We start from the raw sequence: 18,736 nt of genomic DNA, 5'->3' as shown, positions 1-18,736 counted from the left end.
GCCTTCCCCTTTTAGCGGCTACGTTTCGCTTTTGCCTGCTTTCTCTGCCATCGCTTTTATGACTGACGGATTTTTAGTGGCTATCGTCTCCGTTTGTCTTTTTCTCCGCTATGGCTGTCTGCCCGCTCTTTCTCTGTCGTTTCGCTTCTCTCTTCCTTTCGCCTTTTCTGCTTTCCCCTTGTTTTCGGCCTTCTCCTTTTAGCGGCTACTTTTCGCGTTTGCCTGCTTTCTCTGCCATCGCTTTTATGACTGACGGATTTTTAGTGGCTATTGTCTCCGTTTGTCTTTTTCTCCGCTATGGCTGTCCGCCCGCTCTTTCTCTGTCGTTTCGCTTCTCTCTTCCTTTCGCCTTTTCTGCTTTCCCCTTGTTTTCGGCCTTCCCCTTTTAGCGGCTACGTTTCGCTTTTGCCTGCTTTCTCTGCCATCGCTTTTATGACTGGCTGATTTTTAGTGGCTATCGTCTCCGTTTGTCTTTTTCTCCGCTCTTCTTCCAATAAAAAAACGCCCCTTCTGTGACGCCGTGACACTTCAGCAATAGGCTCTGCCCCCTCCTCGGATTCACCTTCGGCTCGTACCTGTACGGTATAAATTCGCTATCATCTGCTCCGACTTCGACCTCTTACTGTCCGGTACCGGCCCCCCTCGCCGCTGCGCAGTAGCCGTTCCTAATAGTCGACTCGCTCTGTCTCCATCCCATTCCCCTTTCTTTTTAGTATACGGGATTTCATCCGAAATGGCAAGCACCACTTGCAATCCATTCCCTTCTGTGCTATACTAATTCTACGATACGCCGTGAGGGTCTCCTTTCGGCAAATCGGACTTCATCTGCGTTCTGACGCCCGAAGATTCTATTCTGAGGGGAAAGGCATCGGGGATCGGTATGGTTGATTTCTGCGCCTTTTTTAGGCGCTTTTTTAATTCAAAGGAAGTGATATCAATGGAAACAAGAGTTGCCCTGATTGGGATCGTCGTTGAGGATGCTGTGTCCATAGAAAAGATGAACGCACTCCTTCACCAGTATGGCGCATATATTATTGGTCGCATGGGAGTCCCTTATCAAAAGAGAGGAATCAATATCATAAGTGTGGCCATGGATGCACCGGGGGACATCATCAGCGCTTTATCCGGAAAACTGGGCATGCTGCCTGGTATTAGTACAAAAACAATTTATTCTAAAATTTCCTCGACTACAGGGGACACCGTACTATGAAAGATCTGATCGATCGCCTTGAACAGGATCACAGCCTATCTCCGGAAGAGTTTATAGCGCTCATCGATGGACGTTCGCCGGACGTATCCTCCTATCTGTTTGAGCGGGCCCGCTCTGTGCGCCGCCGGTATTATGGCAACGCCGTATACATACGCGGCCTGATCGAATTCACAAATATCTGCCGAAATGACTGTTACTATTGCGGTATTCGCCGAAGCAACCACTTTGCATCCCGGTACCGTCTGACGAAGGATGAAATTTTAGACTGCTGCCGCGCTGGCTACCAGCTCGGGTTTCGCACGTTTGTCCTACAGGGCGGCGAAGATCCATATTTTACGGATTCCCTGCTGTGTGACATAATCGCTGCGATCCGCCAAACCTATCCAGATTGTGCCATAACCTTATCCATCGGGGAGAAAAGTCATGCCAGCTATGCAGCCTATTTTAACGCGGGTGCTAACCGATATCTGCTGCGGCACGAAACCGCAGACCCAGCTCACTATGGACAACTGCATCCCCCTACTATGTCCTGGGAAAAGCGAATTCAGTGTCTTTGGGATCTGCGGCAAATCGGATATCAGGTGGGAACCGGCTTCATGGTTGGCTCTCCGGGACAGACCTCGCATCATCTAGCAAGAGATTTACAGTTCATCTCCCAGTTGCAGCCCGATATGGTGGGAATTGGTCCTTTCATTGCTCACCACGACACCCCCTTTGCCGGTGAGGCTTCCGGCACAGTTGAGCTCACCCTGTTCCTGTTAGGTCTTCTACGGCTAATGCTGCCCTACGCCCTTTTACCTGCAACCACAGCCCTGGGGACGCTGGATCCGAGCGGACGAGAAAAAGGAGTTCTAGCCGGTGCCAATGTCGTTATGCCGAATCTCTCCCCCATGGCGGTCCGAACAAAATACATGCTGTATGACAACAAGTGCAGCACGGGAGAGGAAGCCGCTGAAAGCCGGCATCTCCTAGATCAGCGGATGCATCAGATCGGCTATGAAGTTGTGACGGATCGCGGCGATGTCGCCGCCAAATAAATGAGAAAGAAGGTAATTCCATGTACAATGCCGCGTCTCCCCATGCGACGGAATTTATTGATCATGAAGAAATCTTAGAAACTTTAGCCTACGCAGAACAAAACAAATCCAACGGCGCCCTCATCGATGAGATTCTGGATAAGGCGCGCCTTCGCAAAGGCCTGTCACACCGCGAAGCTGCTGTTCTGTTGGATTGTGATTTGGAAGACCGGAATCAGCAGATCTACGCCCTAGCCGAACAGATTAAAAAGGACTTCTACGGCAATCGAATTGTCATGTTTGCACCTCTATATCTATCCAACTACTGTATCAACGGCTGCGTATACTGTCCCTATCATTTAAAGAATAAACACATCGCCCGCAAAAAACTGACGCAGGACGAGATCCGCCAGGAAGTGATTGCGCTGCAAGACATGGGACATAAGCGCTTGGCCCTGGAAACCGGTGAGGATCCTGTGATGAATCCTATCGAGTATGTATTGGAAAGTATCCAAACGATTTATGGGATCAAACACAAAAACGGCGCCATTCGCCGGGTCAATGTGAACATCGCCGCCACCACCGTTGAGAACTACAAAAAGCTAAAGGACGCAGGGATCGGCACGTATATTCTCTTTCAGGAAACCTATCACAGGGAAAGCTACGAAAAGCTGCACCCAACGGGCCCAAAGCACAACTATGACTACCACACAGAAGCCATGGACCGCGCCATGGAAGGCGGCATCGACGACGTAGGGTTAGGGGTACTCTTTGGACTTGAGCTGTACCGCTACGAATTTGCCGGGCTCTTAATGCACGCGGAACATCTGGAGGCTGCCCATGGAGTTGGCCCGCATACCATCAGTGTTCCCCGGATCCGGCATGCAGATGATATCGACGCGGACGCTTTCGATAATGGGATCGATGACGATACCTTCGCCAAAATTGTCGCTTGCATTCGGATCGCCGTGCCCTACACCGGCATGATCGTCTCCACCAGGGAAAGTCAAAAATGTCGCGAGCGCGTCCTCCATCTAGGGATCTCGCAGATCAGTGGTGGTTCCCGCACCAGCGTCGGTGGCTACGTTACGCCGGAGCCGGAGGATGCAAAATCAGAACAATTTGACGTCATAGATAGCCGAACTCTGGATGAGGTGGTCCATTGGCTCATGGAGCTTGGCTATATTCCCAGTTTTTGCACTGCCTGCTACCGGGAAGGGCGGACAGGCGACCGCTTTATGAGCCTTTGCAAGAGCGGCCAGATCCAGAATTGTTGTCATCCCAATGCCCTCATGACCTTAAAAGAATATCTGGAAGATTATGCAAGTCCCCAGACTCGCCAAATCGGCAATACACTCATTCAAAAAGAGCTGGCATCGATTCCAAATGAAAAGGTCCGGACTCTCGTGGAACAGCATTTGACCTCCATTGCACAGGGTGACCGGGATTTCAGGCTATAAAATGACAGGAAGCTCAGCGGGCTACTCAACTGAGCTTCCTTTTTTGATTCTATCCGAAGATCTGCAATGCCATGTCTAGAATTAGATTATGGCTGTAAAAGAATTGTGTCACGGCGCTAGCGCTGACACCGGACAGCAGCACCGTGAACTTGGGAATCATTCCGATTAAAGTTACGGCAATGCACAGGACCCATACCTTCACAACACCCATAGCTGCCCCGGCTAAGATCCCCAGGACGCTGTTCAAAGTCCGGATAACCGGCAGCTTAGCCACAATCTCGAGCGCAAATCCAATCAGGCGGATTAGAAGGAACACCAGGAGAAATGTGGCCGCCACGGCGATAATATTCAGCGCCACATTGGCCAGATAGCTGGCGACATAATCTGATAGGGTATCCACATTGAAAATATTGTAAACCTCATAATTATTATTCTCAATCAGTTTCTCCTGCAAAATTTTAGGGACGGGAAGATTTTGGATCGCCGCGGCAGCCTCCGCTGTGCCGGACACCTCCCCCAACGACAGATGGCTGCCAATATACCCCTGCAATTTGCCAAACAGTCCCAGAGCCCGAAGCCCTTTTCCCACATACGGAAATAGCTTCCATGCCACCAACAGGCTGAGAAGCCAGGAAATCAAACTATATCCAGTCTTGACAAATCCTTTTTTCTTTCCGCGGAATAAGCTATACACAAGAATAAAGATGGTCAATGCATCAAGCACAATTGCAATGATAAAATTCATGAGACGCTATCCCCCGTTTCTTCAACCCCGACAATACTCATCATTTTCATCTTCCCGCTGACCACCGCCGTCACTGTATCGCCACCCGCCAGGTTGAGCAGACGATATGTATCCTCCGGCGCGTCATAGTACCACTGACTCGTTCCGTCCTTCGATATAGCCTTGTAGCTTCGCTCCTGACCATAGACAAGAATCCCATTTGAAACATCCAGATAGGTGATGTCCCCAATTTGCAATTGTAGAATCGTCACCCCACTTTTGTCAAATAAAACGAGATCATATTCGGGCTCCGCCTGTGCAGTTCCAGCTTGTCCTCCATCATATGCCAGCGCAAAGAAATCCTCTCCAACTGCCAGCGCCTTGATGGTATATAAGAGTTCCTGACTCCAGGCCTCCTTCGTATTGCCCTCCATGGAAATAGCGCCAATGCGATTGTCCCCAACAAATACACAGGATCCCTGAATAAAGGCTAGGGTAACCACCATGGTCGCGTCATAGCTGTAATTGGCTAAGATTCGATCTGTAACCCCGTCCGCTGCATTGGAAAAATCAAAGACCGTAACCTGGCTCTTCATCGATTCCCCGGAGAAAACCAGATAGGATGTGACCATCTTTGTCGCATCCTCATTCAGGGCAATGGCCATGGGGACCCCGTCCCCGCTGACAGTGGTACTTCTCTTGACAATCAACTCGCCGGTATTGGAATACAAGGCCACGCCGTTTTGCATATCCTGGCCTACAGCCACTGCGATATAACCAGCTTCATTGACTGTGTGCAGCGTGATGGGATACTCGGCGGTCATTTCACTCTGGAGGCCATTTTTGTCACATAAAATGATCTTGGTTCCCTTTCGGTCCGCCACCGCCACATAGTCCCCGCAAGTCACCATGTTAGGCGACGTCATGGTAAAGGGGACATCCCAGACAACCTTTCCACTGCTGTCCAGGGCTGCTATGCCCTCCTGTCCCAGCCGCAGCACCAAATCTCCCAGCACCGCAAAGGAGGAAGCCGCCTCCTTAGAATATTCCACCTCTGTTCCAGACGGCGTCAGCGTATAATTGCTCTGCCGGCGGATGATCCCGTAGAAGGTGTCCGACAGCAAAAAGCCGCCCAGCACCAAGGCACACAAGAGTACAATGCCCAGAAGCGCCAGCTTCTTTTTACTCTTCGGTTCCCGCAGAAGGACTTCTTCTTCCTTCTCTTGCTCCACCGTCCCTTCGTCGTCTTCCATCAATTCCTCAGAAAGCTCCTCCATATCCATCCAATTTTTTATTTTTCCTGTATCCCCGTCACGATTTTTCATGTATGTTTGCTCCTTTTCAATGGGAACCAGTGCATAACCAACAAGAGCAGTTGGAAAAGACCGATATATCCGAACAGAGAATACCCCTTGTTGACAAGCTGTGAAAAGCCCAGTTGGGATACAAAGATCCCCAGCAGCACTGTCAGGATACTCATCCAAACCTTTCCGATGGGCAGTACGCTTCGTATCGCATCCGCAAATCCATATCCGTTGGAAATCGCAGTGGTATACATAGCCCCCATTAAAATAAATGTATAGAGATAGGCCAAAGTTTTTTTATCTGCCACCAGCTGTAAAGCTGGTATCTCTATCTCCTTTATTGTACCATAATTTATGAATGTTGCAACCCCCAATACAAAAGACACCACGGCCAGCGTTCCACCGCCGGCGAGCGCTGCGCGAAACGGCGTTTTCTCGCGGATTAAATAGGGACCCAAGGTTGTGAGAACGGCTGCTGCGGTCAACATATTGTACGAAACGTATAAAAGGGATGAGAGAAGAGCCTTCCCATAATTCCCCGCCTGGGGAATCGATAGCATAGACAACGGCACAAGCTGCAAATACGAATTCGCTTGTGCCGTCTTTTGTGGTTGTAGAATTCCCATCATGCTTATGAACAGAATACCGGCTGTCAGCACAGGCGCCAGAAAGCTGTTGACTGACACCATCCCCTTCGCGCCTGTGAGAAATGTTAAAAAGGTAAGGCCGCTCAAGATCAGGACTCCTGCCTCATAGGACAATCCAAACTGCTCCTGCAAAATCGCGCCGCTTCCTGCCAGCATGATGCCATAACTTAGTAGCATATAGGCCGTCACGATCCAACTTAACACACGGCCCGCCTGCCGCCCCGCAATCTGATCGGTGAATTCCGAATACGTCCGAATCTTATTTTTATATACGCAGGATAGAATTCCCCAACCATATAAAATGAATAGAGCGCCGGCGACGCCAAGCCCAAGGAGGCCACTCCTCCCATATCGAATAAAAAATGTGACGATTTCCTGTCCGGACGCAAAACCCGCCCCAATAACCGTGCTGATAAAAACCCCCGCTATCTTTAAAACCGCTTGTTTCTCCTTAGACATACCGGCACCTGCTTTTTTTCTACTACTATATGAGGCGCCGGCTTCGTTCTATTCCTGTTCTAAAAATTCTTATGACTGCGGCTGAGTGCTGACATCGAGAGGCTCGTCCACCACTTTCTCCGATATTTGTGAGATCTGAGCGTTCATATCCTCCAAACGGGTTTGGATTCCATTTAGGGTGCCAATACTGTTGAACAGCAGCATGCCCATTACAACACAGATCAGCAACAAAACAGCTGATAGGGACGTCAACATGCTCAAGGATTTGGATGGATCCTGGGCTGTCTTCTGTGGGGTTTCGTTCCGCTCTGGAGCTGGCTTACGGCGGTTGTTGGCGTACTCTCGGTATTCTCTCCGCGGTTCCGCACCGGATACAGGCCTTGTCCTGGCAGTGTATCCCTCCCGAAAAGGTGTCCGCTCACGCTGCTGCAACCAAGGCTCCAGGGGATCTTCCTCTTTGGGTGGAATCTCTGTCTCCTCCGGCTGCCAAAACGCTTCCGGCCGCTCAACAGGTTCGGGCTTGCTCTTGGCCGTCATATTGGCCATGGCGGGATTCGGATCGTAATAAATCAGGTACCCCCCGACAGATTCAAAATCCGTCCCATTCCAAAGATAGAATTCTTCCGTCTGTTCTAAGGAATCGCTCAGCATAAACAAGGGGCACTGCCCGAATTGCTGGCGGTGGAGGGAAGCCTGCCGCTGCGGACCATAAACCCCGTAGCCAGGCTGGTTCAGCATCCACCCTAAAAGCTTAAGCTTTGGAAAATACAGTTCCTTTTTCTTCTCCAACATCTGGAGGCTATCCAGCGTAATGACGATGGGCTGATGTACCGGCATTTCCTCTTCCAGCACACCGCGGACCACCAATACGCGCTGCTCTCCTAGATGGTATTCCCGTCCAAGAAGATAAAAGATTTGTAGCTCTCCTATCTCCGCGCGACGATGGTCTTCCAGAAACTCGCTGACCTGCTGTTCCATGTAAATCTTCAAAGTATCGCTGATCTGCCCAATTTGCCGCACATTATTCGGCAATTTATCCGTTGTTTCCATCAATCTCTCATCCTCCCCTAGCTTGTCTAATCCTATGATAGCACAGGAACCATAAAAAATTTCGGGAAGATGGTTGTCGAATCAAATTTTTATTTTGACAATTTCTTACAATTCCAGCTTCATATCTCCGTCATGAATCCAGCCCAATTTTCTCATGGCTGTGGAGATGAGTAAGGTCAGCGCAGCCGGCAAAATGAAGTGCATCAGCGCAATCTCTCCCAACAGGAGAGCCGGCGGCATGGAGCCAGCCATCTCCTGCCAAGTCATAAACTGTCCCACCAGGCCAGACGTTCCCATCCCAGAGCCTGACGGATTATTGACCATTTTGAAGACCATTGTAGAAACTGGGCCTAAAATGGCAGCAGCCACAGTCGGCGGAATCCAGATCTTTGGATGCCGCACGATATTGGGGACCTGCAGCATGGACGTGCCAAGACCCTGAGCCAATAACCCCTGAAATTTGTTTTCCCGAAAACTTGCCACCGCAAATCCGATCATCTGACAGCAGCAGCCCACCGTTGCCGCTCCCCCGGCAATGCCGCTGAGACCGATAATGATTGAGAGCGCAGCTGAGCTGATGGGCAGCGTCAAAATCATCCCCATGATGACGGAGATCAAAATCCCCATGATGAACGGATGCAGCGTTGTAACCGTATTGATAAAATGGCCGAGGGCACTCATCCCCTCTGCCAAAGGGGGCCCCAGCACAACGCCCACAGTGCCCCCAGCGACGATGGTTACAATAGGGGTGACTAGGATGTCAAGCTTCGTCTTTCCTGACACGAGGCGGCCAATTTCCATGCCAAAGAGAGCCGCCACAAAAGCGCCAATAGGATCGCCAGGCCCCGATAGAACTAATTTTGCCCCATCAAAGAGAGTGCCCGCATCCAGTTGCGATGCATACGCGCCGATGAAACCGGCTACACCCGCCGAATACACCACCAGCTTGGGCATCTTCAAATTCACGGCAACACCGATACCGATGCCGACCCCTGTCACAAAATTCGCCATAGTCCCTAGATTGACCAACAGCGTCCCCACTACATTGTCGCCCATGAGGGATCCGATCTGTTTTAGGATCAGTCCCACGATCAGTGTGGAAAAAAGCCCCATCGCCATACCGGATAGTCCATTTACCAGATATCGGTCGACAATCTTCCACAGTATGCCCTTCCCCTTATTTGTCTCGCTCATATTCATTCCTCCAGATCACAAAATATGTATAATCATATGTCTTGTCACATGTGATGATATCATATTCCCCATATGGAAACAATGGGCTAATTCACGAAAGCAGTTGGCTTTTATTCCAGTTTTTGTGCATTTCGGAGCAATTGACGCCCTTTCCCTCCTATGGTATAATATCCGACAAAACGCGGAGGTACAGATATGAATTGTGATGTCGTCATCATCGGTGCAGGTCCGTCTGGGATCTTCACGGCTCTAGAGCTTCTTCGGCGCGGAAGCCGGAAACGCATACTCCTAGTGGAAAAGGGAAAGGCCATCGAGGAGCGCCGCTGTCCCAAGCAAAAAACAAAGCAATGCGTCAACTGTAAGCCATATTGCCACATCACCACCGGCTTTTCCGGCGCAGGTGCTTTTTCTGACGGAAAGCTCTCCCTGAGCAGTGAGGTCGGTGGGGACCTCCCATCCCTCATCGGTGACGCTCAAACCCAGGAAACCATTGACTATACTGATCAGATTTATCTGGAATTCGGAGCGGATTCCCATATAGAGGGCACCGGCAACAGTGACGAAGTGAAGGAGATCCGCAAGCGAGCGATCCAGGCTGGATTGAAACTTGTGGACTGTCCCATCCGCCATCTCGGTACGGAAAAGGCACAGGAGATCTACCAGAGTATTGAAACGTATCTGTTGGATCATGGGGTGGAGATTCTATTTGGATACGAATGCACGGATGTAATCCTCTCGGGTGAAGTCTGCCGCGGCGTCCTTGTCAACAATGGCCGGGACCACCTCGAGGTCTTTGCCCCTCATACCGTAGTCGCTACCGGGCGTCGGGGCGCCGATTGGCTTGAAAAACTCTGTGCGGACCACCATATCGCCCATCAACCTGGGACGGTGGATATCGGCGTTCGAGTGGAAGTTCGCAGTGAAATCATGGAGCGGGTCAACAATGTGTTATACGAATCGAAACTTATTGGATACCCCCAGCCGTTCAAAAATAAGGTCCGCACCTTTTGCCAGAACCCGGGCGGCATCGTGAGTCAGGAGAATTACGATAACGATCTTGCTGTGGTCAACGGTCATTCCTACAAGGATTTCAAATCGGACAACACGAATCTGGCAATTCTCTGCTCCCACAATTTCAATGAACCCTTTCATCAGCCCATCGCCTATGCCCAAAAAGTCGGAGAGCTGACCAATATGCTGGGCGCTGGACATATTCTCGTGCAGCGCCTCGGCGATATTCTAGATGGAAAGCGAACTTGGCAGGAGGAACTGTCCAGGTCCAACCTGCGGCCGACACTCCCTGACGCCGTGGCCGGTGACATTACTGCCGCCATGCCCTACCGGGCCATGATCAACATTATCAATTTTATTCAGGCAGTGGATCATGTGGTTCCAGGGTTTGCCTCCATTGAAACTCTCCTTTACTCTCCAGAGCTGAAGTTCTACAGCAACCGTGTAAAAATGGACTCGGCCTTCAATACCAATATCGCCGGCCTCCATTGTCTTGGCGATTCTAGCGGCTGGACGCGAGGGCTGATGATGGCCTCCGCCATGGGAGTCCTCATGGGAAGGCGCTTAGCGTTAGAGGAATAGCGCAACCGAGCGCAACATAAAGCCATGGGAATGCTCCCATGGCCTAGTTTTGATTCGCTCCAAATTCCTGCATAAGCGCCTCTTCCACCGCATCCAGCGTCTCCTCATCTCTGGCCTCGATGGTATGATAGTGGTCTCCGCTGGTGAGGCAGTACAGCGGCGCGGAGGAACCATTCTCGATTTTGTCCATAAATGCGTCCACATCCCGGCGATTCTCAATCATCAGATCCCCCTGGATTGAACCATACACATCATGTTCCACGATGACATTGAGCACCTTCGCCCCCATATCGACCATGAGCTCCAGTTCCCGGCGCATCCCCTCCATGCCATGGGATACGGCGATGACTCTTCGAACTCCTTGTGCTCCCTCTGGCATCATCATGTAACCTCTGGCCGTGGGCAGAATCTTTTCATCGGACGCCCGAAGGATCGCGATGTCCTGCACGATCACCTGGCGGCTCACCTGAAACCGCTGCGCGAGATCGGTTCCCGGCACTGGCTGGCTGGCCTGTTTCAATATCTTGAGGATTTCATCCCTGCGCTGACTATTTTTCAACACTCGATTCACACCTTCTGTTTACTTCTGTTTCGTGAAGGCTTTGAGGCATATATTGCATCCCAGGCTCTCGCCCACATCCATCCAGATGCTTCCATCATAGCTCATAAAGCTCTCATTTATGCCAACCGTCACATCCTTAGCCCATACGCCATCGTCCTCAAATTCTGCCGCGATGGGTGTACTGCTGCCAGGAGTATTGATCTCTACTATTATAGCAAAACTCTCACCTGCTTGCAAGGAAATCTCGTTCTCTAAATCAATGGTATGGTAGCCCTTGTTTTGGATTGTGCCTGACGCCACCTGTACTTTCCCATGAAAATCCGTCCCCAAAGGGTTCACCGCCACGTAGACGGCGTAATCCGTATTTTCCCCCAGTGTATAAAAACTGACAGCTTCCAGGGCTTCATTGGAATTTGCCACAAATATGTTGGCGATATGCGCGGACGGCTTCCGGTAACCAATCTGGCCAACCCACCCTAGTTCATCGTATTGATAGATGGTATCGTAGACGCCTATCTCATCCAGGCGTGTGTAAGCTATGGCTTTGTTTCCAATGTGCCTGTCATAGTAGGACACATAGTAATACCCACCATCCCCAAAGGACTCGCCCCAGCTGTTCTTGCAGATGAAGGCTCCATCTCCCTCCGGCTCCAGCGAAAAATTCGTCTTGGGGTAGGCATCGTCCCACCCCACGATAAGAATGTCATGGTTGGTACTTTCCTGTCCGTTATAGTAAAAACCATAGGTATTAGCGTTGTAGAAAGGCGACACCCCCTGGGTATACTCCAGGTTCGGCGAAAAAACAGAAGACTGAACCGCGCCATATTTCATCACGGCCTCCTTGATCCCCGGAACATTGCCATCCAGGATAATGGCCTCTTGCAGGTGTTTTAGAACCTTCGCATCGGGGTTCGTCTCATGATCACCGTAGGGATCGTCGCTCTCCGCTACCGGCCCCTTCCACGCCGCGAGACTGGCCAGGGCGATGGAATAATCTCCACCCGTCGTCTGGTCCAACGCGTAGCCATGATTCAAGGATAGGTGATCTTCTGAGAAATCGTATACTTCCTGGGGCATCAGAAGGCTTTCCATGGCGCCGAGCGCGGCGAATGCCCAACAAGTCCCCAGAGCACCCTGATCCTTTACGGATGACACGCGTCCCACCTGACGGCTATCATATGTAGATGGGAGCGTAATGAGCATGGATCCTGGCCGTTCACTGATGGAGTTAAATTTTTGGTCTTCGTCTGTGTAATAAATCTTCTGCGCATCTGAATTCCCTTTGGGAACCTCCATGCGCTCTGCCGATTCATCGGACTCAGGGTCCACAGGGGCGATAATGGCGACCTCTCTTTGCAGCTGCGCGCTATTGCTCTCCTGCGACGCCGAGGGGGACGGAGCAGGCACCACCAGCAGCGCGGTGCAGAGAATTAAACTCATCACGATCTTGAATCCATTTTCCTTTGAAATCCACATCTGTCTCACACTCCCCCACGGCCTTGCTTCAACATTACATTTATGTTACAATCATAGCACAAGTTATCGGAAAAAAGAATAGGTTTATAGAAACATAATAAAAATTAAAAAATTAGTAATAAGTGAAATATGCTCTTCATGATTACACCTATAAAAAAAGTTCGCCTTCGCGAACTTAGTTCAATTCAAAAAGTCAAGTTAAATTTTATCAGCTCGCAACCCTTTAAACACTGGGTGCCGCAAAAATCCGCCGGCGCTCCTCTCCATAAATGAAACGGTACAGACTAACTCAGGAAAAAGCCACACCGCACCGTCATTTCCTCTGGGAACCTCTGCAAAAGGACATACATCTATGGGACGTTGCCGAAGGATATGATGAAAGCTTTCTCCTCTTACCCCCATCGTTACATGTCCACGGTATACCAAATGTCCCTGCTCGTATTGTCCTAACACGAGACTGGTCACCGCGTCCGTTTTATGGATATATCCACAGACATAAAAGTCATCATCTTGCAGATTCTTGATTTTGATCCAGTCCTTTGACCGTATCCCCATGGTGTAAGAGCTATCCTTGCGTTTGGCGACAATGCCTTCCAGATCCATTGTCTTCGCTGCTTCAAAGAGGGCTCGCCCTTTCTCCTCCACGATTCTGGAGACGGCGAGCCGCTCGTTTTCCCGCACTGCTTTTTTCAGCAGTTCTTTTCTTTCTGTCAGCGGCCGTCCTGTTACTTGTTGATCCTGGTAGTACAAAATGTCAAAGGCGATATAGGTGGCCGGAGCTTGTTTGGCGGCAAATTCAATTTTGATTCGGTTGGACATCAGGGACCGTCTCACCAGCTCCCCAAAGTCGGGCTTGCCATCTCGAAGCACAACCAGCTCACCGTCCAAGATACACGGCACGCGAACTTGCCTGTGTAAATCCGATAATTCTGGAAATTTTGAGGTGACTAGCAGCAACCGCCGATTCTGTAAAACCGTCTTTTTCCCGTCCACATAGGCGAGGCAGCGCTCGCCGTCAAACTTTAATTCATAGACATAGTCTGGATCGTCGAAGGGATGACCATTATCCGCAATCAACATGGGAAGTATATTTTTTTGAGCCAATAGGTCCGCCATTATGCGCCCTTCTTCCTACGCCCTTTCGCTGGGGCCGCTGCCTGCTGTTCAATACTTCTCTGAAGCGCCTCCATAAGATCAATTACACTATTTCGCTCTTCCTGTCGTGCGGCTACGACTTCCTGACCGGCTATTTTTTGCTCAATCAACTGCCGCAGGCGCTTCTGATATTCATCGTGATAGAGATGCGGCTCAAAGGGACGGTCCATGGATTGAATCAGAGTTTTTGCCATCTCCAATTCCGCTTCCTTCACTTGTGGGTGAAGGATCTCTTTCGGAAGGGCCTTAATTTCATCTGCATAAAACATAGTCTCTGAGAGCATACCATCCTCTGTGGGAATCAGGGCCATGAGCGTCTCCTTTTGGCCCATAACCGTCTTTGCGATGCCGATTTTTTGCTGGTCCTTCATGGCCACACGCAGCAATTCGAAGGCTTTTTCGCCACCCGCGTCGGGCAAAACGTGGTACGTCTTATCATAATAGATGGGACGGATGGAGGAAAGATCCGTAAAATGCATAATTTGGATGCTTCTGTCCTTTTCCGTTTTAATCTTTTCAAAATCTTCCTCCGTGACGACTACATATTGATCCTGTCCATATTCGAATCCTTTGATAATATCCTTCGGACCGACTTCCTTTCCGCAGCCAGCGCAGACTTTTTTATATCGCACGCGGCTCATGTCCCCCTTACACAACTGATTGAAATGGATATCATGATCCTGCGTCGCAGTGTACAGGGATACGGGAATATGCACGAGTCCAAAGCTGATAGCGCCCTTATGTGATACAGCCATGGTGTTAGCCTCCTTCGCGGTTTCTTATGGACTAGTATGCGTGAAGAGACATCTTTCTATACTTCAGAACCTTCTTGCACTTTCCCCTGGAGTAGGGTATACTATGGAATAAGCGTGAAGCGATTCTCACATAGGAAAAGGAGAGACCGATGTTACGAGTTTGGGGCAAATTAATTAAGAAAAATCAAATTAAACAGAATTACATTGCAGTCAACAATGATTCGAAGTTACCGCTGGGGGAGCGCCTTCATCTGTGCCTGGATGAGATTTGTATGGAGCTGGATCTCCAGCGGCCTATCTGGCTAGAACAAAATAGACAGGATATTCGAAGCTTTGGGCGGACAAATTTCCGGCAAGATCATTTTATAGAACCAATCTCCTATGATGCACTGGAAATTGAAATTCTGGAAATGGACGATGCCAAAGAATAGTCTGCTGACCAGATTGTGGGGAAAAATCTTTAGTATTTCGGAATTGTTTCCTATTGGGAAATAATTCAATCCTGAATGGACACGCCAAAAATCCGGATCAGATCCACTGCCTGGAGACTTGAAATAATGGCGCCCTGTAGTTCGCTGCCACATAGCCGGATCCCTTGCAGGTCGTTGGTCGTTAGATTGACATCCTTTAACGGGGTATTGAGCATCTCCGCCTCTGTCAGACAACAGCCCTCCAGAAGAATCCTCGTCAACTTGGCCTCGGTCATTCCCATCTTGGTAAAATCACAGGTCTGAAAGCAGGAGTCCTGGATGTGTGCAAAGCTGAAGTTGCAATAGCGCCCTAAGCATTCTGACATTAGCACATGTTTCAAAATAGCGCCGGTGAAATTCGTTCCCACAAGCTTGCAGTTATAAAATTCCACCCTTTGAAAATTCGTGTCTTCAAAATGCACATTGGACAGATCGCAATCCCGGAATACAGCGTCGGTGACATAGGATTTCTGTATGATACACTCCGAGAATTTGCAGCCCTTAAAGAAACAGGTGTCGATGTCCACCCTTTGCAAATCGGTTTCCAGCAACATATCATTATAAAATTGGGCTCTCTCGATATGTTCCTCCTCTTCCACCGCCCTCCAGGCCGCCTGCTCCAATGGCTGGACTGCCATCGGTTCAGATGGCAGCCTGGGCAATTGTCGCTTCATCTGTCCTTCTCCCTCATTTCATTATGGCATCCAAAATCGTCAAGATCTCCTGAACCTTGCCATCGGCATCGCCGCTCTCAATGCCATCCTTGACGCACCCCTGGACATGAGCCTTCAGCACTTCCCGGTTAGCCTTGTTCAGAATCGCTTCCGCCGCCATGATCTGGTGGCTGATCTCCATACAATAGCGATCTTCCTCAATCATTTTCAAAATCCCATCGATCTGCCCCTTTGCTGTTTTCAGCAGGCGGCCGACATCCTGTTTATTTGCTTGCATTATCGAATATCCTTAACTTCGTATCCCGCCTCTGTGACGGCCTGTGTCAAAACATCATCGGACACCTCTTCCTCCAGATCCACATAAGCGGTCTTCGCTTCTAAATCCACTGAGGCTTTGACTCCCTCAATGGCATTCAGCGCCTTTTCAACACGCCCGGAACAATGAGCACAGCTCATGCCTTCAATTATCATTTCTTTTTTCACGTTCGTGACTCCTTTCTGGTTGGCTTGTATTGGTTTGACCTCTTGAGACGGCATATCGCTCTCAAGGGGTGGAACCTGCTGTGTAAACTTGGGTTTAAAGAACTTTAGACGCAGGGCGTTGGTGACCACGCAGACAGAACTTAAACTCATGGCAGCAGCGGCGAACATGGGGTTTAACTTCCAGCCTAAGATGGTATAAAACACACCGGCCGCCAGGGGAATTCCAATGGCATTGTAGAAAAAGGCCCAAAACAGGTTTTGTTTGATATTTCGTATCACCGCTTTGCTGAGCTGAATCGCCTTGACGGCATCCATCAAATCGCTTTTCATCAGAACGATATCCGCCGATTCGATGGCAATATCCGTCCCAGCCCCGATGGCGATCCCCACATCCGCTCGAGCCAACGCCGGAGCATCGTTGATGCCATCTCCGATCATAGCCGTCTTGCGGCCTGACTCCTGAATGCGCCGAACCTCCCGCTCCTTGTCTTGGGGCAGCACCTCCGCAATGACCTTCGAAATGCCGACTTGCTTCTGGATGGCGCGGGCGGTCCGCTCGTTATCGCCTGTCAACATGACGACTTCAATCCCCATGGCCTCCAGTTCCTGCACTGCCGCCCTGCTGGTGGGCTTGATCACGTCCGCCACGGCGATAAGGCCCAAAACCCCATCTTGCCGGGCAAAGTAGAGGGGTGTCTTTCCATCTGCGGCCAGCCGCTCTTCCTCTTCCCCATAGGAGCCGAGGGGGATCTGGAAGTCCTCCATTAGCCGTCGATTGCCAGCCATATAAAGCGTTCCCCCCAGCCGTGCCATAATGCCGCGGCCCTCTCGAGCCTCAAAATCCACCGCGGCCTCCGGCTCAATATTCTCCGCGGCAGCCGCTGCCACAATGGCCTCCGCCAGTGGGTGTTCTGACAGCTGCTCCAGAGAGGCGGCGATTTTCAATAGCTCCTGTCTCTCCAAATCTCCTACAATGATATCGGTGACCTTTGGCTTTCCCTCCGTGACGGTTCCCGTCTTATCCAACACCACAGTCTGCACGGTATGCGCGATCTCCAGCGCCTCCGCTGATTTGATTAGAATTCCGTTCTCCGCTCCCTTGCCCGTTCCTACCATGATGGCTGTGGGCGTCGCCAGCCCAAGGGCGCAGGGACAGGATATGACCAGCACCGCAATCCCGATGGACAGGGCAAACTCAAAGGTTGCGCCGGTCAGTAACCAGATGACCGCCGATAAGAGCGCAATGATCATGACGACAGGGACGAAAATGCCGCTGACTTTATCCGCCAGTTTCGCTATGGGTGCCTTAGACGCGCTCGCTTCCTCCACCAGCCGAATGATCTGTGCCAGCGTCGTGTCATCCCCAACCTTAGTGGCGCGAAACCGAATATAGCCAGACTGATTGATCGTTGCCGCGATAACAGGATCCTCCGCCCGTTTCTCCACCGGAATACTCTCTCCTGTGATGGCTGATTCATCCACAGAGGTGTGACCCTCCAAAATCACACCGTCCACGGGAATACTCTGGCCCGGTTTGACGATCACCACTTCCCCGATGCCGACTTCCTCCACGGGGATTTCCCTCTCCTCCCCATCTCGAAGCACTAACGCTGTCTTCGGCGCTAGATCGATGAGCTTCGAGATGGCGTCCGATGTTCTCCCCTTGGAACGGGCCTCCAAATATTTCCCCAGGGAAATCAACGTCAGGATCATACCCGCGGATTCAAAATATAAGTCCATCGTATAGTGATGTACCCTGTCCATATCGCCATGCCCTAGACCGTACCCGATCTGTAAAATCGCAAAGATACCGTAGATTAAAGCCGCCGCGGACCCCACTGCAATAAGAGAATCCATGTTGGGCGCTCTGTGGAATAGGCTTTTAAAACCATTTTTATAGTAGTGATCGTTGATATACAGAATCGGCAACAAGAGCAGAAACTGAGTAAACGCATAGACCGCGGCGTTGTCATGGCCTAGGAAAATCCCTGGTAGCGGCCACCCCATCATATGCCCCATGGCCAGATAAAATAGAGGGATTAGGAAGACGAAAGAAAGAATCACCCGCAGCGCCATCGCACGCTCCTCGTTCTTGCTATCGCGCTTCGCTACAGAGGAAACCGCTTTCTCCTTTCGATCTTGGGGCTGAGCTCCGTACCCCGCGTGTTCCACCGCACGGATGATGGTCTCATCCTTAACCTTCCCTTCGTCGTACTCCACAACCATGCTGCCTCCCAGGAGATTGACAGCCACATCCTCTACGCCGTCCACCTTGCGGACACTCTTCTCCACGTGGGTGGAACAGGCGGAGCAGGTCATTCCTGTTACTGTGTATTTATGACGGCTCATGGTCCGTCCTCCTTTCTCGTACCACACCCCCCTCGGGGGGTGTGGTATTATCATACGACATTTGTGTTGGATTGTCAATTGGTATTCTCCGATTTGCGAAAAATTATTCCACGGGCCAAAAAATACCGCGCGTTTGATCACGATTCATTCAAACA

Annotated in this window: 17 protein-coding genes; 5 read left to right on the top strand and 12 right to left on the bottom strand. The window is 50.5% G+C overall.

The features are described 5' to 3' along the window. Positions 1-937 precede the first annotated feature (937 nt). The 3 genes from H8730_RS09100 to hydG are packed head-to-tail and all read left to right on the top strand — an operon-like array spanning position 938 to position 3,686. Entirely contained in the window at positions 938-1,210 is a 273-nt protein-coding gene (locus H8730_RS09100; protein WP_177719943.1) for a TM1266 family iron-only hydrogenase system putative regulator, read from the top strand. Then, entirely contained in the window at positions 1,207-2,247 is a 1,041-nt protein-coding gene (gene hydE, locus H8730_RS09095; RefSeq protein ID WP_177719942.1) for a [FeFe] hydrogenase H-cluster radical SAM maturase HydE, read from the top strand. Before H8730_RS09100 ends, hydE begins: the two co-directional genes overlap by 4 nt. A 20-nt stretch (positions 2,248-2,267) precedes the next feature. Next, positions 2,268-3,686 (top strand): [FeFe] hydrogenase H-cluster radical SAM maturase HydG, encoded by a 1,419-nt coding sequence (gene hydG / locus H8730_RS09090; RefSeq protein WP_177719941.1) that lies wholly within the window; start codon positions 2,268-2,270, stop codon positions 3,684-3,686. A gap of 49 nt (positions 3,687-3,735) precedes the next feature. Here hydG and H8730_RS09085 read toward each other — a convergent pair whose 3' ends face one another. The 5 genes from H8730_RS09085 to H8730_RS09065 form a co-directional block, all read right to left on the bottom strand. Next, positions 3,736-4,431: a CvpA family protein gene (locus H8730_RS09085; protein ID WP_177719940.1), complete on the bottom strand. Its 696-nt coding sequence runs from the start codon at positions 4,429-4,431 to the stop codon at positions 3,736-3,738. After that, positions 4,428-5,735 carry a DUF5711 family protein gene (locus H8730_RS09080; RefSeq protein WP_177719939.1) on the bottom strand — a complete coding sequence of 436 codons (1,308 nt, stop codon included), beginning with the start codon at positions 5,733-5,735 and terminating at the stop codon, positions 4,428-4,430. The genes H8730_RS09085 and H8730_RS09080 overlap by 4 nt, the downstream gene beginning before the upstream one ends. After that, positions 5,732-6,820 (bottom strand): YkvI family membrane protein, encoded by a 1,089-nt coding sequence (locus H8730_RS09075; RefSeq protein WP_177719938.1) that lies wholly within the window; start codon positions 6,818-6,820, stop codon positions 5,732-5,734. The genes H8730_RS09080 and H8730_RS09075 overlap by 4 nt, the downstream gene beginning before the upstream one ends. Before the next feature lie 69 nt (positions 6,821-6,889). Continuing rightward, complete coding sequence (locus H8730_RS09070) at positions 6,890-7,873, bottom strand: hypothetical protein (RefSeq protein WP_249289744.1); 984 nt, start codon at positions 7,871-7,873, stop codon at positions 6,890-6,892. A gap of 102 nt (positions 7,874-7,975) precedes the next feature. Beyond that, positions 7,976-9,064 (bottom strand): PTS sugar transporter subunit IIC, encoded by a 1,089-nt coding sequence (locus tag H8730_RS09065; RefSeq protein ID WP_177717900.1) that lies wholly within the window; start codon positions 9,062-9,064, stop codon positions 7,976-7,978. A gap of 195 nt (positions 9,065-9,259) precedes the next feature. On the opposite strand from H8730_RS09065, the gene H8730_RS09060 reads away from it, so the two are divergent. After that, on the top strand, positions 9,260-10,657 hold the full coding sequence (locus H8730_RS09060; protein WP_177717902.1) for an NAD(P)/FAD-dependent oxidoreductase: 1,398 nt from the start codon (positions 9,260-9,262) through the stop codon (positions 10,655-10,657). Between the two features lie 43 nt (positions 10,658-10,700). On the opposite strand, the gene H8730_RS09055 is transcribed toward H8730_RS09060, so the two are convergent. The 4 genes from H8730_RS09055 to ku form a co-directional block, all read right to left on the bottom strand. Next, complete coding sequence (locus H8730_RS09055) at positions 10,701-11,219, bottom strand: transcription repressor NadR (protein WP_249289743.1); 519 nt, start codon at positions 11,217-11,219, stop codon at positions 10,701-10,703. 18 nt (positions 11,220-11,237) lie between these two features. After that, the gene (locus H8730_RS09050; RefSeq protein WP_177717904.1) at positions 11,238-12,695 is read right to left on the bottom strand and encodes a lectin like domain-containing protein; all 1,458 of its coding nucleotides are present in this window, start codon (positions 12,693-12,695) and stop codon (positions 11,238-11,240) included. 198 nt (positions 12,696-12,893) lie between these two features. Next, positions 12,894-13,811, bottom strand: a complete 918-nt coding sequence (gene ligD, locus H8730_RS09045; protein WP_177717906.1) for a non-homologous end-joining DNA ligase — start codon at positions 13,809-13,811, stop codon at positions 12,894-12,896. Further along, complete coding sequence (ku, locus tag H8730_RS09040) at positions 13,811-14,605, bottom strand: non-homologous end joining protein Ku (RefSeq protein WP_177717908.1); 795 nt, start codon at positions 14,603-14,605, stop codon at positions 13,811-13,813. The genes ligD and ku overlap by 1 nt, the downstream gene beginning before the upstream one ends. A 149-nt stretch (positions 14,606-14,754) precedes the next feature. Here ku and H8730_RS09035 point away from each other — a divergent pair, with 149 nt between their 5' ends. Continuing rightward, positions 14,755-15,036: a hypothetical protein gene (locus H8730_RS09035; protein WP_177717910.1), complete on the top strand. Its 282-nt coding sequence runs from the start codon at positions 14,755-14,757 to the stop codon at positions 15,034-15,036. 65 nt (positions 15,037-15,101) lie between these two features. Here H8730_RS09035 and H8730_RS09030 read toward each other — a convergent pair whose 3' ends face one another. Genes H8730_RS09030 through H8730_RS09020 form a run of 3 tightly spaced genes read right to left on the bottom strand, consistent with a single transcriptional unit; the run spans position 15,102 to position 18,581 of the window. Next, on the bottom strand, positions 15,102-15,749 hold the full coding sequence (locus H8730_RS09030; RefSeq protein WP_177717912.1) for a pentapeptide repeat-containing protein: 648 nt from the start codon (positions 15,747-15,749) through the stop codon (positions 15,102-15,104). 13 nt (positions 15,750-15,762) lie between these two features. Beyond that, complete coding sequence (locus tag H8730_RS09025; protein ID WP_177717914.1) at positions 15,763-16,026, bottom strand: metal-sensing transcriptional repressor; 264 nt, start codon at positions 16,024-16,026, stop codon at positions 15,763-15,765. After that, positions 16,026-18,581: a heavy metal translocating P-type ATPase gene (locus H8730_RS09020; protein ID WP_177717916.1), complete on the bottom strand. Its 2,556-nt coding sequence runs from the start codon at positions 18,579-18,581 to the stop codon at positions 16,026-16,028. The genes H8730_RS09025 and H8730_RS09020 overlap by 1 nt, the downstream gene beginning before the upstream one ends. Positions 18,582-18,736: the final 155 nt, after the last annotated feature.

It is taken from the genome of Bianquea renquensis (assembly GCF_014384895.1).
Lineage (GTDB): Bacteria > Bacillota > Clostridia > Lachnospirales > Bianqueaceae > Bianquea > Bianquea renquensis.
The sequence above is the reverse complement of the archived record's forward strand: the minus strand, read 5'-3'. Positions and strand labels throughout refer to the sequence as shown.

Bases quoted from the DNA above. Each gene is read 5' to 3' on its own strand.
- H8730_RS09100 (WP_177719943.1), top strand. From the start codon at position 938: ATGGAAACAAGAGTTGCCCTGATTGGGATCGTCGTTGAGGATGCTGTG.
- hydE (WP_177719942.1), top strand. From the start codon at position 1,207: ATGAAAGATCTGATCGATCGCCTTGAACAGGATCACAGCCTATCTCCG.
- hydG (WP_177719941.1), top strand. From the start codon at position 2,268: ATGTACAATGCCGCGTCTCCCCATGCGACGGAATTTATTGATCATGAA.
- H8730_RS09085 (WP_177719940.1), bottom strand. From the start codon at position 4,431: ATGAATTTTATCATTGCAATTGTGCTTGATGCATTGACCATCTTTATT.
- H8730_RS09080 (WP_177719939.1), bottom strand. From the start codon at position 5,735: ATGAAAAATCGTGACGGGGATACAGGAAAAATAAAAAATTGGATGGAT.
- H8730_RS09075 (WP_177719938.1), bottom strand. From the start codon at position 6,820: ATGTCTAAGGAGAAACAAGCGGTTTTAAAGATAGCGGGGGTTTTTATC.
- H8730_RS09065 (WP_177717900.1), bottom strand. From the start codon at position 9,064: ATGAGCGAGACAAATAAGGGGAAGGGCATACTGTGGAAGATTGTCGAC.
- H8730_RS09060 (WP_177717902.1), top strand. From the start codon at position 9,260: ATGAATTGTGATGTCGTCATCATCGGTGCAGGTCCGTCTGGGATCTTC.
- H8730_RS09050 (WP_177717904.1), bottom strand. From the start codon at position 12,695: ATGTGGATTTCAAAGGAAAATGGATTCAAGATCGTGATGAGTTTAATT.
- ligD (WP_177717906.1), bottom strand. From the start codon at position 13,811: ATGGCGGACCTATTGGCTCAAAAAAATATACTTCCCATGTTGATTGCG.
- ku (WP_177717908.1), bottom strand. From the start codon at position 14,605: ATGGCTGTATCACATAAGGGCGCTATCAGCTTTGGACTCGTGCATATT.
- H8730_RS09035 (WP_177717910.1), top strand. From the start codon at position 14,755: ATGTTACGAGTTTGGGGCAAATTAATTAAGAAAAATCAAATTAAACAG.
- H8730_RS09030 (WP_177717912.1), bottom strand. From the start codon at position 15,749: ATGAAGCGACAATTGCCCAGGCTGCCATCTGAACCGATGGCAGTCCAG.
- H8730_RS09025 (WP_177717914.1), bottom strand. From the start codon at position 16,026: ATGCAAGCAAATAAACAGGATGTCGGCCGCCTGCTGAAAACAGCAAAG.
- H8730_RS09020 (WP_177717916.1), bottom strand. From the start codon at position 18,581: ATGAGCCGTCATAAATACACAGTAACAGGAATGACCTGCTCCGCCTGT.